At 47.0% G+C, this 16628-nt stretch carries 15 protein-coding genes; 9 read left to right on the plus strand and 6 right to left on the minus strand.

Annotation, left to right across the window (positions count from 1 at the left end):
• Positions 1-79 precede the first annotated feature (79 nt).
• Entirely contained in the window at positions 80-1528 is a 1449-nt protein-coding gene (locus AB0L18_RS10435; protein ID WP_367392530.1) for a hypothetical protein, read from the plus strand.
• Here AB0L18_RS10435 and AB0L18_RS10440 read toward each other — a convergent pair.
• Genes AB0L18_RS10440 through AB0L18_RS10450 form a run of 3 tightly spaced genes read right to left on the minus strand, consistent with a single transcriptional unit; the run spans position 1520 to position 3765 of the window.
• Positions 1520-2350 carry a biotin-dependent carboxyltransferase family protein gene (locus AB0L18_RS10440; protein ID WP_367392531.1) on the minus strand — a complete coding sequence of 277 codons (831 nt, stop codon included), beginning with the start codon at positions 2348-2350 and terminating at the stop codon, positions 1520-1522. The genes AB0L18_RS10435 and AB0L18_RS10440 overlap by 9 nt on opposite strands.
• Positions 2343-3038, minus strand: coding sequence for a carboxyltransferase domain-containing protein (locus AB0L18_RS10445; protein ID WP_367392532.1), 696 nt, complete (start codon positions 3036-3038; stop codon positions 2343-2345). Before AB0L18_RS10445 ends, AB0L18_RS10440 begins: the two co-directional genes overlap by 8 nt.
• Positions 3010-3765, minus strand: coding sequence for a 5-oxoprolinase subunit PxpA (locus tag AB0L18_RS10450; RefSeq protein WP_367392533.1), 756 nt, complete (start codon positions 3763-3765; stop codon positions 3010-3012). The genes AB0L18_RS10445 and AB0L18_RS10450 overlap by 29 nt, the downstream gene beginning before the upstream one ends.
• A 260-nt stretch (positions 3766-4025) precedes the next feature.
• On the opposite strand from AB0L18_RS10450, the gene AB0L18_RS10455 reads away from it, so the two are divergent.
• On the plus strand, positions 4026-4541 hold the full coding sequence (locus AB0L18_RS10455) for a hypothetical protein (RefSeq protein WP_367392534.1): 516 nt from the start codon (positions 4026-4028) through the stop codon (positions 4539-4541).
• A 149-nt stretch (positions 4542-4690) separates the two neighbouring features.
• The gene (locus AB0L18_RS10460; RefSeq protein ID WP_367392535.1) at positions 4691-7639 is read left to right on the plus strand and encodes a S8 family serine peptidase; all 2949 of its coding nucleotides are present in this window, start codon (positions 4691-4693) and stop codon (positions 7637-7639) included.
• Positions 7640-7945: 306 nt separating this feature from the next.
• On the opposite strand, the gene AB0L18_RS10465 is transcribed toward AB0L18_RS10460, so the two are convergent.
• Positions 7946-9226, minus strand: a complete 1281-nt coding sequence (locus AB0L18_RS10465; protein WP_367392536.1) for a D-arabinono-1,4-lactone oxidase — start codon at positions 9224-9226, stop codon at positions 7946-7948.
• Between the two features lie 68 nt (positions 9227-9294).
• Here AB0L18_RS10465 and AB0L18_RS10470 point away from each other — a divergent pair, with 68 nt between their 5' ends.
• The 6 genes from AB0L18_RS10470 (at position 9295) to AB0L18_RS10495 (ending at position 14591) form a co-directional block, all read left to right on the plus strand.
• Positions 9295-9906: a Crp/Fnr family transcriptional regulator gene (locus AB0L18_RS10470; RefSeq protein ID WP_367392537.1), complete on the plus strand. Its 612-nt coding sequence runs from the start codon at positions 9295-9297 to the stop codon at positions 9904-9906.
• Positions 9907-9967: 61 nt separating this feature from the next.
• A complete protein-coding gene (locus AB0L18_RS10475; RefSeq protein ID WP_367392538.1) occupies positions 9968-11047 on the plus strand; it encodes a sterol desaturase family protein in 1080 nt (359 codons plus the stop codon).
• Between the two features lie 48 nt (positions 11048-11095).
• Positions 11096-12778: a hypothetical protein gene (locus AB0L18_RS10480; protein ID WP_367392539.1), complete on the plus strand. Its 1683-nt coding sequence runs from the start codon at positions 11096-11098 to the stop codon at positions 12776-12778.
• Positions 12779-12807: 29 nt separating this feature from the next.
• Positions 12808-13242 (plus strand): hypothetical protein, encoded by a 435-nt coding sequence (locus AB0L18_RS10485; protein ID WP_367392540.1) that lies wholly within the window; start codon positions 12808-12810, stop codon positions 13240-13242.
• Between the two features lie 216 nt (positions 13243-13458).
• On the plus strand, positions 13459-13839 hold the full coding sequence (gene rbfA / locus AB0L18_RS10490; RefSeq protein WP_367392541.1) for a 30S ribosome-binding factor RbfA: 381 nt from the start codon (positions 13459-13461) through the stop codon (positions 13837-13839).
• 98 nt (positions 13840-13937) lie between these two features.
• Complete coding sequence (locus tag AB0L18_RS10495) at positions 13938-14591, plus strand: Uma2 family endonuclease (RefSeq protein WP_367392542.1); 654 nt, start codon at positions 13938-13940, stop codon at positions 14589-14591.
• Positions 14592-14599: 8 nt separating this feature from the next.
• Here the strand turns inward: AB0L18_RS10495 and AB0L18_RS10500 are convergent, their stop codons facing one another.
• Entirely contained in the window at positions 14600-15658 is a 1059-nt protein-coding gene (locus AB0L18_RS10500) for an S-adenosylmethionine:tRNA ribosyltransferase-isomerase (protein ID WP_367392543.1), read from the minus strand.
• A 137-nt stretch (positions 15659-15795) separates the two neighbouring features.
• Positions 15796-16488: an SDR family NAD(P)-dependent oxidoreductase gene (locus AB0L18_RS10505; protein WP_367392544.1), complete on the minus strand. Its 693-nt coding sequence runs from the start codon at positions 16486-16488 to the stop codon at positions 15796-15798.
• Positions 16489-16628 lie beyond the last annotated feature (140 nt).

Raw genomic sequence — 16628 nt, forward strand, 5'->3', positions numbered from 1 at the left:
TTTTCTCTTTCACGAAGATAGGAGGGATCAATACCCGAAAAAAGGACACATTTTTATATTTTTCTGAAAACACTACACTTTGATAAGTTCCCGTATCATTGAAGTCGTCACTAACTTGTCGGATGAGCAATTGAATCGTCTGGCTGATTTTCTAAATTCCCCCTACCACAACAGCGGATACAATTCCCAGAAAATCATCGAGCTTTTTGAGCTGGTCAAAAGTGCGTTAAGTGAGGATACTCCAGCTAATTTGGAAAAAGCAAAACTTAACCAGCATTTTTATCCAGATCGCCCTTTCGTCGAGAAGAAAAAAAATCCCATTGACGCATTATCGTCGGATTTGTTTGCGAAGATGAAAGACTTTTTGTTTTTCGAGCATGTACAATCTCCTAAGTTTGCTGCACAACAGGTGATCTCCCTGGCTAGTTTCTACCGGCTCCATAATTACGAGGAGCGTTTTTGGCAATTGGTAAAACAATTCCGGAAAAACCACGCCAGCCAAGGTAATCGAGATGCCAATTATTATTTGGATTCCTTTTTGCTGGAAGCTGAAGTTGCTACATTTTGCAGTACTTTTAATACCTACACCGACGATGCTAATATAGCGGAGACCGATCGTTGCCTGGATCAATTTTATGCTACGCAAAAGTTAGAAACGACGACTATTCTAGCTTTTCAGCGAAAGCTGAGTGATTATAATACAGTCAATGAAAAGCAGACCGCTTCCTTAATCGTAGATGTTTATCAAGATTATCCCAGTTTTCACACGCTTTTGGCAGGGTATTACAAAACCATCTTGACCTGGTTATCTGCTCCGCCTACGCCTTTGGCTTTAGAGGATTTTGTGGTTGCACTAAAAGCTAAGAAAGAAGAAATAGAGGCGGGTAAGTTTCGGAACTTGATGGCTTTTTACCGTTATTTTCTATCATTGCAATACCACAGAGAAGCTACAGGCGTGGAACTGCTTCAAAAGTTATTCAATATTTTTAAGGAACACCTGGAAGAAGGGTACTTACAGGTCAATGGTAAATTGATGCCCGCTACGTTGAAATCGATGATAAACCTAGCCACGAAACTGGGCGAAATCAGCTGGGCCAAAGAAGTCCTGAGAGCGTATCCATATGATCACATCACGGGCACTCGCTACCCTGAGGAAGCCCATAGCCTTTGTGAAGCGGAAGTGCTTTTCGCAAATGGCGAATACCAGACAGCGCAGGAAAAACTGATCTATTGCAATTTCGAAAATGTCAATTACAGTATTCTGGCCGATGTACTGCTGATTAAAATCTACTATGTACAGCAAGACGAACTGATCTATAACCGTATTTCGGCGCTGGAGAAAAAAGTGCGGCGAAGTAAGTTGTCTGCTCACAACAAATCGGCCTACATTCATTTTCTCCACCTCTTATTGCGCGTCCTGAAATACGAGCACAACAAGCAAAGTAAAAAATGGACCAAGCTCCAAGATGATTTACAACACACCAAGCCCATGTTGGAAAGAGAGTGGTTGGAAGGGGTCCTAGGTTAACCTAAACCGCACTTCTCCCCCCAGCGGGATTTGGTTCAAAACCGCCAAATACCGCTCCCGCAAATAAGCGATTCTTGGGTAGCCACCGGAAACCTGCCCATCCTGAAGAAGGATGAGGGGCAAGCCACTCGGGGGCAATTGGACAAACCCCGGCAAGACTGGCAGGCTGTGCTCCAATTGGTAACTCGTACTTTCAAGTCGTTCACCACGCAAGCGCAGTCCCATGCGATTGCTATCGCTGCCAATGGTGTAAGTGATGTCTTGTAGCTGGTGCTGGGCAGCTGCGCTTAGCCAGCGAAACTCTGGACCCGGTAGTAGGGGAATGGTATTTACAGGGTAGCCTTCCTCCTTGCTGCTTTCCCATTCAATAATGTCTCCTTTTTTGAGCACGCGACCTTTATAGCCTCCGATCCCGGCATTGAGGTAGGTAGCATAGGAGTTGTAAACTTTATCTACCAGCAAAGTGCCATTGATGGCAAGGTAGCCCCGCAGGCCATTCGTAGCCATTTTACCGCTGAGCGTATCTCCAGGTTGTACCGAGATAACGGTATGCACCACTACCGGGGCATCGTTGAGTGTCCACTGAAAATCGGCTCCGCTGATGGCGATTTTTGTCGCATCATGAAACTTTATCGTCGGCGCTACGGAGGTGCACTCGATGAGTGGAGCATCTCCTGCCTGGTTCAATAAGAGGAGGGCAATCCTGGCTGCATTGCTATCCATAGCACCCGATGGGGGGATGGCGTAGTAGGCCAGGCCCTGGCGACCTGCATCCTGGATGGTTGTAAGCAGGCCTGGTTTGATGATCTCGAAGCTAGGCATTGTAGGCGATGAGGTTGAGTTGTTGGGCATTGATGTGGGCATACTCCTCTGCGGTGATACGAACACATTGTATCCGGTCTTCTAAATTCAGCGGAAGGGGAGGCAATTGGGGTATTTGCAGGATGGAAAGGGGGACTCTGCCGATAACGTGCCAGCCTCCTGGACTATCAAGCGCGTATAGACCCAAGTATTTGCCACCAATAGCGACAGAATTGGCCTTCACATATTTTGCGGGCACCGACTTGCGGGGCACGTGTAAGCCGCTGGGTAAGCCATTGAGGTAGATGAAGCCCGGCAAAAAGCCAAACATCGCCACCGTAAAGTCTGTATCCAATAGCTGCTGGATGATTTCTTCTTTGCCAAAGCCCGTATTGGCGCAGACCTTCTGCCAGTCGTCGTGATCGGAAAAATAGATGGGCAGGCGGTAGGTGTTGGTTACGCTCTGGTTGGAGGCTTGGAGCTTGGTGAAAAGCTCGGGTTTTTGGTCGTCAAAAAGCTCGTTTAATTTTAAGCAGATCTCTTGTTCGGTGACAATGACTTCGTCGATGAAGTCAAACTGTTTTTCAAACAGGAGTTTCCCCAAGGTGGCCAATGTGCCCTCTTCCATAGCCCGAATCAACAGAAAGTCATTGTTGAAATTTTGAACCTCGAAGTCCGAATTATTCAGGTGCAATGATTTTGATGTCATGTTCTTTGAGGTAATGATAAATGGTTTGGCTTAAGCTTACGGCTCCCGGGGTATCGCTATGTAGGCAGATGGTATCTACGGCTATTTTTGCGGTTTTGCCATTGGCCAGGCTTACTTCACCTTTCATGAATCCTGCTATTTGTGCCAATACTTCTTGCGGATCGTGAAGCACAGCGTCTGGGTACTTCCTGCTTCTTAGCTGTGTTGCCTGCTCGTACCTCCGATCAGCAAAACCTTCTTGAATAACACCGACTCCCTGAGTCCTGCAATAAGCAACGATGTTTGCGTTTGCTAAAGTTACAATTTTGAGGGCAGGGTCGATGGTTTTAACAGTGTTTACGAAGCGTTCGGCCAGTGTATCGTTTACCAATAAATCATTGTAGAGTGCTCCGTGGGGTTTCACGTGGTGGAGGCGTTGGCCGTGGTTTTCGACCATACCTTTGAGGGCGTAAATTTGGTAAAGCAAATCGGCCATCAGTGCCTCTGGGTCGACTTGTAGCGACTTTCTGCCAAAGTTTTCTCGATCATGGTACGAAGGATGCGCACCAATTTTCACGTCATGCTGAATGGCCGCCCGAATCGTTTGCGTCATAAGTTGCGGCGTCCCGCTGTGGAATCCACAGGCAATGTTGCAGGAGGAAATAAAGGGCATGATCTCCGTATCATAGTTGCGATCCTGGCCGGTCTTCAATTCACCCATGTCGCAGTTGAGGTCGATGGTTTTCATGTGTTGAAGCTAATGATGGTTCGGTTACAAGGTACGGGTACTTGGTAGGATACCCTGCTTTGGCGAGGCCAAAATGCTATATTTCTAATGGATTTGGGACCATGCCTGCTCCCGACTGTCCACCGCACTGCACTGCTCCGTAGCGTCGCAGTTCAGGAAGTCGGAAAAATAACGGCTACTCGTTGGTCTAAGCCGAGGCGATGTTACTATTTTCGCCCCGATTTTCTAAAAAAAAACTAAACTCAAAAGAGCAATTCCTCATGGCAAAACCATCTTCTACTTCCATGACCATGCGTCTCGTTCACCGTTATCTGGGCTTTTTTTTGGTGGGCATTATGGCTGTTTACGCAACGAGCGGTATTGTCCTCATTTTCCGGGACACCGATTTCCTCAAGCAAGAACATCACTTCGAAAAGCAACTGGCCACCAATATCAGTCCAGAAGACCTGGGGCAAGCTCTTGATCTACGCCGGCTCAAAGTCGAGAAGACAGAAGGCAGCATTTATTACTTTAAAGAGGGGACCTACGATAGTGCCACTGGTGCAGCAGCTTATACCCTCAAGGAGCTACCTACGATATTGGAAAAAATGACGCACCTGCACAAGGCAAAATCATCGGAGCCGTTGTTTTTCCTCAATATTTTCTTTGGTTTGTCGCTTTTGTTTTTCGTGATATCCTCCTTTTGGATGTTTATGCCCAAGACAGAAGTATTCCGAAAGGGCTTGTATTTTACGCTAGGCGGGATCGTGCTGACGCTGGTTTTGTTGTTTGTGTAACAAGGTTGATGGTTGGTAGTTGATAGTTGTTTGTTGACCTTCCCTATCAGCCATCAACCATCAACAAACAACAAATAACCATGTTAACCTGTACCTTATTGGCTAACTTTACGTTCAGCAAGTTAAGTTAATCCCATAAAATTACGCTCATGGCTCGTTTTAGCGTTGTATTGCTACTCTGTCTGATTTTTCAGTTCGCTCAAGTTTCGCTCACTGCTCAATCTTCTGCTTATATCGCGGGAGAGTTGTTGGTGCAAATGGAAGCAGACCACAGCTTTGCATCCTGGTTACGCGATTGGAACCGGACACACCCTGATCAGCAACAGTTGGCGCTGGTGAAAGAAGTATCTCGACCTGTAAACATCTGGTTGGTCAGCTTTGATGAGACCACCACTTCTGGCGAAGCACTCATCGCCGCCATCGACCCCGACCGCCGGATACGTGCCGTGCAGCGCAACCACAGCATCACCTTGCGTGCCGTGCCTAACGATGTTCTCTTTGGTAGCCAATGGCAATACAGCAATACGGGCCAAAGCGGCGGTACCGCTGATGCCGATATCGACGCTGTAGAAGCCTGGGATGTGACCACCGGCGGCAATACCCTCACCGGCGATACCATCGTGGTGGCGGTATTAGACAACGGCATCGACGTCACCCACCCCGATTTTCAGCTTAATCGCTGGTACAATCACGCGGAGATTCCAGGCAACGGTATTGATGATGATAACAATGGTTACGTCGATGACTACCGGGGTTGGAGCACTGTCAGTAATAACGATAACATTGCCGGCGGCTCACATGGCACTTCCGTATCGGGTATCATTGGTGCCGATGGTGACAACAACCTGGGAGTAACGGGGATAAACTGGCATGTGAAAGTGATGCACATCCGTAACAACTTCAATACCTCCGAGGCCAAAGTTCTCGAAGCTTATTCTTATCCGCTAGAGCAACGCCAGCGTTACAATGCATCTGGTGGAGCTGAAGGAGCTTTCGTCGTGGCCACCAATGCCTCCTGGGGGGTAGATGGTGGGCAGGCAGCTGATGCCCCGATCTGGTGTAGTTTTTACGATGTACTCGGTGCTGCCGGGATTATTAATTGTGCCGCTACAGCCAATGACGATATAGATGTAGACGAATTTGGTGATTTGCCCACAGCCTGTCCTAGTGATTACCTTATCGCCGTGACCAATACGGATCATAACGACATTAAAGAAGTTGAGGCGGGTTACGGTGCCATCAATATCGACCTGGGAGCACCGGGCACTGGTGCTTACAACATCACCAACGGCGGTGCTTATGGCAGCTTTGGTGGCACCTCCGGGGCTACGCCCCACGTGGCGGGTGCGGCGGCACTGCTTTATAGCCTCGACTGTCCTGCACTTGCTGCGCTTACCCAGGCAGATCCGGCCGCAGCGGCACTACTCATCAAGGAAGCCATTCTGGCGGGGGTAGACCCTAATGCTTCGCTGGCAGACATTACCCTTACGGGCGGGAGGTTGAATGTCTTCAATAGCATTCAGTATCTGCTTAATTTATGTGATGGTTGTATTCCCGCCAGTTCCGTACAATTAGCTGATTTTAGTGTTTCTACGGGAACGATCACTTGGAACACCAACGATAGTTTACAGTCTGTTGACTTGCGCTGGCGTGCCGTTGGTGCGATGAATTGGAACGTGGTGACCAATGCTCAAAGCCCGCTGGTGATCACGGGGCTGATGCCTTGCGGAGACTACGAATACCAGGTGCAGTCGAATTGCTCAAGTGATGTGATTCCTTTTGGCAATAGCCGCTTCTTTACGACGGATGGTTGCTGTACAGCGCCGGAAAATGTGGAACTCATGCCGTTGGCCGATGAGATCATGTTTTTTACCTGGAACCCCGTTACGGCTGCTCAAAGCTTTGAGCTTCGTTACCGGGTACAGGGGACGAGCACCTGGACGGTATTACCAGGGACCCTGCCTCAGAATACCGTTACAGGTTTGGAACGTTGTACCTTTTACGACTATCAACTCCGCACTATCTGTGCAGCTGAAACAACGGCTTGGACACCCCTGAAGACCTTCATTACAACGGGTTGTGGCCCTTGTCTGGACCTGGAATACTGTATGCCAGAAAATGTTTTCTCTACTCAATACGAGCATATCGCGCAGGTGGAAATAGGAGGTTTCTTTACCAATGCCTCGGGGCCAGAGCCCGGTGCTTATACGGACTTTGGCCAGCAGCTCGCTGCTCCGGTGCTGGAGGCTGGGGTCACTTACCCTATCTTGTTGACTCCCGGATTTCCTGACGATGAGACAGCCTCAGAAGATTGGCGTATCTGGCTCGATAAAGATCATAATGGCAGCTTCACTTCCAACGAAATTGTGTTTGATGGTGATCCTTCCAACGGGCCGATCAATGGCTTTTTGACCATTCCTGCCAATACCAACCTCGGGGTGACCAGGATGAGAATCATGATGCAGTTTAGTCTGGCCAACTCTAGCGCTTGCCCCTTTGTGACGAGCTTTGGTGAGGTGGAAGATTACTGTGTAGACATCATCGCTACTGAGGAATGTAATACGCCCACCGGGTTTGTAAGAACATTGGTAGGAACCAGTGATGTACAAATCACTTGGGAAGCCCTTCCTGAAGCATTGGATTATCAAGCAGATTACCGCTCCGCTAGTGGGGTAGACTGGATACCACTCAGCGTCACCAACAACGTGGTGACGATTACGGGTCTCGATAGTTGTGCCGCTTATACTTTACGGGTAAAAACACTGTGCAATGGTTCAGAAAGTGAAAGCTACAGCTTCTTTGATTTTACTTCCTGCCCAGTGAGTACGATTGATATTGCTGCAAATGAAAACAGTTGGTTATTGGCACCAAATCCTTTTCGTGAGAAATTGGAAATAAGGGCCTTGGATTTTCCTCCCACCGGGAAAATGTCCTTGATTCTTATTGATGGGCTCGGCCGCAGATTGCTAAACGTCGATTGGCCAAGAGGCCAGGACAGTAGGAGTATTAATAGCAGTGACCTTCCCGCCGGCTTATACACCATTGCCCTGTATCACAATGGACAGTTGTGGAGCGTAAAGCGGGCAGTGAAGCAATAGTCGCCGCAATTTTTTTTTAAAAATACTATCTTGAAAGAGGGTACATTCGTAACCACAAAATCAATTTATTATGGCAAAGAGTAAGGATGTAAAAAAGGCAGTGAAGAAAGAACCCGTAAAAACGCCGAAAGAAAAGAAGGCGGAAAAAAGAACGAAAAAACCTAAGTACGACTAAGGGACGGGAAAAAAATAAATCTATTTTCTTTTGATTTCGCTTTTTGTGCTAAGACTAGGAATACTTGGACTAGGCGTGCGCAAAAAGGTAAATCTTCAGAAAAAGAAAATAGGTTTATTTCCGTCAAAATACTAAGTCAGCAACTTAGCGAGGTAATCATTAAGGAAAAGACCTTCGGGGTCTTGCTCTTTCTGATGACGTTTAAAATTTTCAAAGTAAGGATAAGCTGCTGCTGCTTGTTCCTGGCTAAAGGTATTCATCTTACCCCAGTGAGGACGCCCTTCGTAGGCCTGAAAAATCTCTTCCAAAGCAGAGAAATAAGGCAGCGGATCTTTTTTCGCGTAAGCATGGCAAGCGATATAGGCCGAATCGCGGCCCTGAGCCGGACTGAGGTAAATATCATCCTGCCGCACCACCCGGTTTTCAATCGGGAAATGAATAGGGAATCGCTTGCGCTCAAAAAGCCTGCGAATATCATGGAGCACCTCGCGCTGCGCGGCGATAGGAACGCTGTATTCCATCTCGTTGAATTTCACGAGCCGTTGCGTAGCGTAAACCTTGTGGCTGGCAAAAACCTTACGCACCGGCGCTATGGCCGCCGCCGATATTTTGGCCACCCTTTCGTTTAGCATCGGAAAGTGGTAGGCCGCTTCGCACAAAACCTTGAAGGCATAATTTTCCACCACGTATTCGGTGAAGTGATTCATCCAGGAGACCTTATCGACTTGGTCGGTAACGATATTGGAGGTTTTGGTCCAGGCGGAAGCGGTGTAAGGAAACCAGTAGAATTCAAAGTTGCGCTCCTGCCGATAGCGGTCTTCCAATTCCTGCAATACGGTATCCAGTGGTTCTTTAAGGTTTTGCAAAGCCAGCCGGTAAGCGGGGACACATTGTAGCGTGATCTCCGTAATAATGCCCAAAGCACCCAGCGATACCTGTGCTGCTTTGAAAAGGGAAGCGTTGTGCGTAGAGGAGCATTCTACCAGCTCTCCGAGGCCGTTTACCAAGCGCAATTTTACCACCTGTGTGCTGATAGACCCCAACTGTAAGCCCGTGCCATGGGTGCCCGTACCGATGGTGCCGCCCAGAGATTGGCGGTCGATGTCCCCCAAGTTTTCCATGGCCAGGCCGTGGGTAAAGAGTGTCTCTCCCAGGGTGTAGAGCTTAGTACCTGCGCGTACTGTGGCCTGTTGGAGGTCTTGGTCAATGGCAACAATGCCCTGGTATTGATCCAGATTGATCAGTATTTGCTCGGTGGTCCAAAGCGGCATGAAAGAGTGGGCGCTACCAATGATGCGTACTTTTTTCTTCTCTTTATTGGCGCGACGGATGAGCTGCTGCACTTCTGCTTCGTTGCGAGGATAGGCAATTTCTGCAGGCGTCCAGTGGTGGTAAGTCGACCAATTTTTCATAATAGCTTAATGGATGGGTTAATAATCGGCTCTAAAATTACTATATTAATAATTCCTAAGGGCCGATTATGGATAGACAAGCGATGCAGCAGCAAGAGCAACTTGTGAAACAGCAGTTTCTTACCCAATTTGATTTTCTCTGTGAAGAGGATATTGAACAACTATGGACGGCGGTGAAGGTGGAGCAATTTCCTGCCAAAGGGCGAATTCGAGAAGCGGGGAAGCGAGCAGAGAAGATCTACTACATCGTCAATGGAGCAATAAGGGGGTATTTTCTGGAACTATCCGGCGAAGAGCGTACCCTTTTTATCCGACCTGCGGGCAAGTTTTTTGGGCCACCTGAGGTTTTGCAGGAGCACGCCGTTAGTGATTTGATCGTCGAGGCATTGCAGCCTTGCGTATTGTTAACCATTGACCATCAGGCGTTGATGAGTATAATTGGCAAATCCCTTTCTATTGCGCGCTTGTATACCCTGGCATTGGAAGAGAATATCCTGGTATTGGTTTTTAGAGTCAAAATTCTGGCCAGTAAAACACCCCATGAACGTTATGAAATACTACTCAAAGCGTATCCCGAGATTTTCCAGCAAGCGCAGTTGAAGTACATCGCCAATTTTCTGGGGATTACCCCCACGTCGCTCTCCAGGATCATTAAACGTAAACAGAACGAAAGAACTTAGCTTATGTATATTTTTTTCAAATAGCACGCTCTTAACTTTACCGGTAAAATACTTTGGTCTTATGAATAATACTTTACTTGGAATCCCAAACATGGATATTTATCTGGTGATGGGGATACTTGTCTTTTTTATTATTCTGGAAGTCATTGGTGGCTATTGGCAAAAAACGCAACGGACGACCAGTGATTGGATACAGGAGTTTGGTGCTTTCCTGGTGTTGTCGCTACTCACCAAACCGTTGTTGGTATTGTTGGTGTTGTTGCTGGGTAACCAGTTTTTCCCAGCTCAACAGGCCCTTTTAGCAAGCTTGCCGTTCTGGGGAAGTTTGTTGTTGTTTCTTTTTATTGATGATTTTCTGCAATACTGGTACCATCGTTTTGCGCATGAATACGAGTTTCTCTGGAAGCTCCACCGCCCACATCACCAGGCCGAGGAGATGGGGTTTTTCGTTTCTTATCGCAATGCCGCCGTTTATTACTTGTTCATGCCCAACATCTGGTGGATAGGTCTTTTTACCTTTCTGGGAGGAGCGAAGGCGGTGGCTTTGGGGCTGGTGCTCAAGCAATTCATCATTATCAGTTCGCACAGCACTATTCCTTACGATAAAGTGCTTTATCGAAATAAATTTTTACAACCTCTGGCGAGTGTTTGGGAGCGTATTTTCATCACACCTGCCTTTCATCATGCCCATCATGGCAAAAGCCAACGGGATGGCATCAGCGACCCCAATGGGAACTTTGGTAATATGTTTTCCATCTGGGACCAGCTGTTCGGAACTGCTCACTATAGCCGCGAGTTTCCAACCGACTACGGCCTCGAAAATGACCCCAAGGAACCCTGGACTGCCACTTACCTTTATCCGCTGGTAGCATCGGATGATCCCCGTTCGGAACTATCCCGAGGGTTTACCAAAAAGGATACCCGCACGAATGAACCCACCAAAGTGAATTTAAAGGAAGGAGAACGCTACCTGTTTTGCCAATGTGGCTTGAGCCAAAATCAGCCTTTTTGTGATGGTTCGCACCACGGTACAAAGTTTAAGCCCTTGTTGTTTAAGGCCCAACGTAATGGCCCTGCTCGCCTTTGCAATTGCAAGCGTACCGGGGCCGCCCCTTTTTGTGATGATTCACATTTAAATTAGAAAAAAGAGTACTTTTGTTTTTTTTAAAAAAAATAACGCGCTTTTCTAATGAATTTCAAAACATCGCTCCTCTGCTTGTCAATATTATTGATAGGTTTTCATCTTAATGCCCAACGTGTCAGCAATGAATCCGTAATGATTTCTTATCGCGGATTGCCTGAGCAACCATTTCCCATAGACTTCAATACGTATTCTGCCTCGGTGAACGTGCTTGGGGATCAGGATTTAAGTAAATTGAAACCAGCAGTCTCTCCGCAGTCACTGATTGAAAAGTATTTGCAATTAGCATCCTTTCGGCAGTTGATCGCAGGTGGGCATTTTCATATTAATATTCAGATTGGTGAATTGAAGGTTGACCAAATTACGAATGAAGAAGTCAAAACGACGACCACTAAAGACAGTGTAAAGACAACAAGGATCAGCTATTACAAAAAAGTGGTCTACCGTTATCCTATCACTCTTCAGGTGTTCGATACCTCTGGGCAAGTATTGTTGCGTAAGGTAGCCAACAATGATCCTGAAGGCATAACCTACGAATTCAAACAAAATGACATCAGTACTTTTCCAACAGTCAAAGAAATGGATGCGAGTTGGGAGAAGAAAAAAGAAGACGTGCTGAATAAGCTGCGTTCGGACTTGATTCTTCGAACCTTTAGAAAATACGAGGAGCTATTGGTAGCAAATTTTGCGATCCGTGAAGTCACTGAAAAGATAGAATTGCAGTCGCCCAAAGGCAAGAAAATTCCCAATGAAGAGGAGCATGATGCTAATATTGCCAAGGCTGTAAGTATCCTAAGTGGCATGACTGCCGAGGGAGCATTGGCTCCTTTGCAGGAAGAAATGGTGCCCGTAAAAGCTTTTTGGGAAGCACAACTCCCCTTGCTCTCCACCGATGATAAGCGCTTGAGGAAAGTGCACTACGCTTGCTTGTACAACTTGGCCTTGGTAAGCACACATTTGGAACAATTTGACGAAGCACGAACTTATCTCGCTGCTTGTGAAGCGCTAGGAGAAGATAAAAGAATGACGGAAGAGCTAAGCAATACCTTGGCTAATATTGAAGCCAGTTTAGCAGAGAATGAAAGGTTGTCAAGGCATTTTGCTATCGATTTGAGTAATGCCACGGGCCCGGATGGTGTAGACTACACACCGTACATGACCATCAACGGCCGTCGGGATCGCACCGTTCAACATACCGGGTACATGATTACGAATAGTGGTGATTCGCTGGTTGGGAATTTTGTTTTCTCGGATGGAGAATTCGGTGAGCCCAGTTTTTACGAGTCAGGGAATACCCTCTTCGTCTACGAACAGGAGGGTAAGACGCAAAGCCGTTTTTTTGATCCTGATGAAATCACAAAAGCTGGATTCAAGGGGCGGACATTTATTACCATGGACTACTCGCCAACGCTTGCCTTGGGTACCAAAAAGAACATCATGGAAATTCTGGAAGGCGGGACAAAGTTGAGTCTTTACCGCTACTATCCCTTCCGGGTAAGAGAAAAATCTGAAATCGATCCACAACCCGCCCTGGTCATTCATAAATCAGGGGAGAAGCCAGAGCCACTGAGCTTGCTCAATCTGTCGTTTACGAATTGGCGAAAATCCTTTGCTGCCTATTTTACCGACTGCGAAGCCTTGTATGCAGAAATCAGGGTGGGAGAGTACAAAAGAAATGAGCGACGGATGAAGGATGCTATCCGTTTGTACAACAACAATGATTGCGAATAACGCGCTTTACACTTTTAGAAACCAAGACCATGTTACATAAAATCTTGTTTTTAGCCTGTCTGATAGGCTGTATGTTGAGTACCAATGAACTAAGTGCTCAGTCGTCTCGGCAAGTTGCCGGAAAGTGGGTTTCTGTTTCCAGGAAAGCCAGCCCTGAACGGTGCCAAATTGATAGGACTTTCGAATTCAAGTTGGATGGAGAAGCCATTGTTACCTACGGAGAACGATTTGCCGAATGTGAAACCTCAAGTGTTTCTTACCCCAGTTGGACGGCAGAGAAAAAAACTTTTGTAGATGATGCCGCACAGCGGAACACCGAAAATACCATTCAACTGATCGGCGAAGAAGGGATCTATATGATCATTGTTGATGTTTTTGTAGACGATTACATGAAGGTAAAAATTCAGGTAAAAGTTGGAGACCAAACGAGATCAAGGACTTTGATCTTGAAGAAAGTAGAATAAAACATCCCTTTACCCTCAGGGCGCGAAGCAGCCCGAGTACCCCCTCTACGGACTTTTGCCGACGCCGAAGGCTCCGCAGGTATCGCTGCGCGGTATGCCTATGGCAAAGTCCAGCTTATGCAAATAACCGAACTTTTTTCAGTTCCTTTGTGTATTAGTAAGCGGCAAAAAGTAATTTTAGCCACCTGTTGTAGGTCTTTATAAAATCAAGAAAAAATGGAAACGAAGCGCCAACGGCAAGTTGCCGAACTCGTGAAGCGGAATTTTAGCATAGTGTTGCAAGAAATTGGCGTCTATATCTACGGTAGCGAGCCTCTAGTAACGGTTACGGAAGTGAAAATGTCTTCAGATTTGGGGCTGGCCAAAATCTATCTGAGTATTTGGAATACAGACAATAAGCAGGCCGTACTCCTACAACTGGAAGAAGAACAGCCACGCTTGCGCTCATCACTGGCCAATCGCCTCAAGCGACACGTGCGGCGTATTCCCGATATCGCCTTCTACGAAGACGAAACCATCGACGAGATGTACCGCGTAGAGACCCTCTTCAATCGCTTGCACGCAGAAGACCAAATGGGGAAAGAAGAGGAAGAGTAAAGCAGGCTGACCCATTTGCAAAAATCGGCTGTTTGGGTTATCTTTATAGGAGGTGCCAAGTTACCTTCATCACTGGTTCGGAAAATAAACTCATTCAAATGAGTACTGCACTCAAAGAATTGCTCGATCTCCCTAATCTGCCTCAGTTGGTAGAGAAGGCCCGTCAATATCTCCAGGAGGAGGCATTGCGGCGCGAACAATTTTATGATGACATCGATGAAACGGTCAAAGCAGAATTTATTAATGGCGAAGTAATTATGCACTCTCCTGTAAAACGTCGGCATAACAATGCCCGGAAATACCTGTCCTTACTATTGGATGTCTACACGCGTTCCAATAACTTAGGCGAAGTCCAAGATGAAAAGATCATGATCCATCTGAGCCGCAACAGCTTTGAGCCGGATATCGCCTTTTGGAACCAGGAAAAAGCAAAAGATTTTCACGATGACCAGATGCTTTTTCCTGCGCCCGATTTTGTGGTAGAGGTGCTTTCTCCCAGCACTGCCGGTTATGACCGAGGCATCAAGAAAGTGGATTACGCACTCCACGGCGTGGCTGAATATTGGATCATCGATCCCGTAGAAAACATCGTAGAGCAGTATCTTTTAGAAGAAGGGGAGGAAGCATACCACCTACACGGCCGCAAGGAGATGGGGGATGAAATAACCAGCCATGCTATTCCGGGATTTAAAATCCCCGTCAGTGCCATTTTCTCTGCTTCGGCAAATATGGCGGCTTTGCAAAAAATGTAATAAGTTTTTTAATCATTAAGGATGAGGTGTAAATCACCAAACTCGTGCCAGAAGTATCCTTGCTGAATGGCCGCCTTGTAGGCTTTTCGTAAATGCTGATTGCTGGCCAAAGCCTGTAGCATATACAAGTGAGAGGCGTCTGGCTCGTGAAATCCGGTGAGGAGTCCGTCGATAATTTTCATTTGATAGCCCGGTTGGATATACAACTCGCTTTGGCCGTCAAAAGGGGCTACTTTGCCTTTAGCATTCGTGGCGGTCTCTATCGCTCTGACTGCTGTGGTGCCTACAGCGATAATGCGATTATCTCTTGCTTTAGCCAAGTTGATACGCGCTGCATTCAAGGGTGAAATAATTACTTTCTCAGGGTAGGGCATTTCTCCTGTTTCGAGACTTGAGACGCCAGTGTGTAAGGTAATGGGAACTATCTGTATCCCTTTCTGTAATAGCTCCTTGACCATCCCTGAAGTAAACCCTCTTGCCGCAGAGGGCATCTCAGCACTACCAGGAACACTACTGAAAAACGTCTGGTAATAGTCCAAGGGATACTGCTTATCCAGGTTTTGGTATTTAATAGGAGCACCGTATTGGTGCAAATATTCCTGCCAGGGCAAGGGGAGGTTTAAGCTGATTTTCCAAAGATGCAGTTGTCGGGTATTTTGATAGAAGGGGGCGATTAAGGTAGTTTGTCCTTCTGCTTGCAACTGGAAAGACTGTCCAGCAACACCATCCCGCCAGCGTTTGCTTTGGTTGCCATGAACGGCTCTAATTTCGGCTAACCAATAAATATCATCCAGTTGGGTGCTTAGATGCAGGCGGGCTGCTTGGCCACTCTCCAAGTGAATGGGTAACGCAGCCGCCAGGGTGGCTGAGTTGTTGACGACCAGTACGTCACCTTTCTCTAAATAATCCGTCAGGTTCTTGAATTGTCGATGCTGAATATCATCTCCATCATGGTTGCTTACGAGTAGGCGCATTTCGTCGCGTGCAATACCCCTTTCTTCGGTGGGTAAAGGGCAGGCAAGTTGCTGTGGTAGTTCAAAATGGATATCGGAGGTTGTCTTTGTCATGATAAGAGGTTTGTTTTTAGATAGATGGCGTACAGACATATACTGCTTATGCGCTAGGGTAAAAGCCAGGGATGAGCCACGAAGTTCAGTGTCAAAAGATGAGTATTAAATGGGAGGAAGTTGTTTTTCGCCGCCCTCTAAACATCATCAATCGTATACCGGCCACTAGGAACTCCCGAGTGTAGCAGTTTTAGTAGCGCGGGTAGTGCAGTCTCCTCTGGTAATGGCCTATCCGTAATGTCTTCGCCAGGAAAGGCCGCCTGATGCATTTGGGTGCGCATATCACCGGGATCAAAAGCATATATTCTCCAGTGGGTTTGCTCTTTCTTGAGGATAGCACTGAGGTGATCGAGTCCTGCTTTGCTGCTACTATAAGCCCCCCAGCTTGGGTAAGCCGCTACGGCCGCATCGCTACTAATGTTGATAATTGTAGGTTGTTCGGTGAAGAAAGCTTGCACTTTTTGCAAAAGAGAAACAGGCGCAATAAGATTGGTATGGAACACCTCATGTAAATTATCCACCGGATGTTCAAGGATAGAAGCCAGCGGAGAGACGCCTAAAGCCGAAGCATTATTAACCACCAGGTCGAGTCTCCATTGCTGGTCGCGTAGTGCATCACGCAGTTGGAGGAGATGGATTTCGTCGCGCACATCACCTGAAATAGCAACTACTTTAGTGTGTTTGGCCAGCTCGTTGCGAGCTTTCAATAAAGTCTCCGCGTTGCGCCCATTGATGAGGAGTTGCCACCCTTTTTTTGCCAAAGCCAACGCTAAAGCGTAACCTAATCCGCGAGAAGCACCAGTTATCAGTGCCGTTTTGTTGTTTTTCATAATCTTTGTTTTGTTAGAACAAAGATCAGGCAACTACCCTCCTACAACCATGGCCTATCGACTTGATTGCTGCCTGTACAATGGTACAGTCTAAGTCTGGAGACTAGGTGAATCAAAACAGCGCGCGCCCGCTTAACGGT

Origin of the sequence: Lewinella sp. LCG006 (assembly GCF_040784935.1) — a bacterium.
Classification (GTDB): Bacteria; Bacteroidota; Bacteroidia; order Chitinophagales; family Saprospiraceae; genus Lewinella.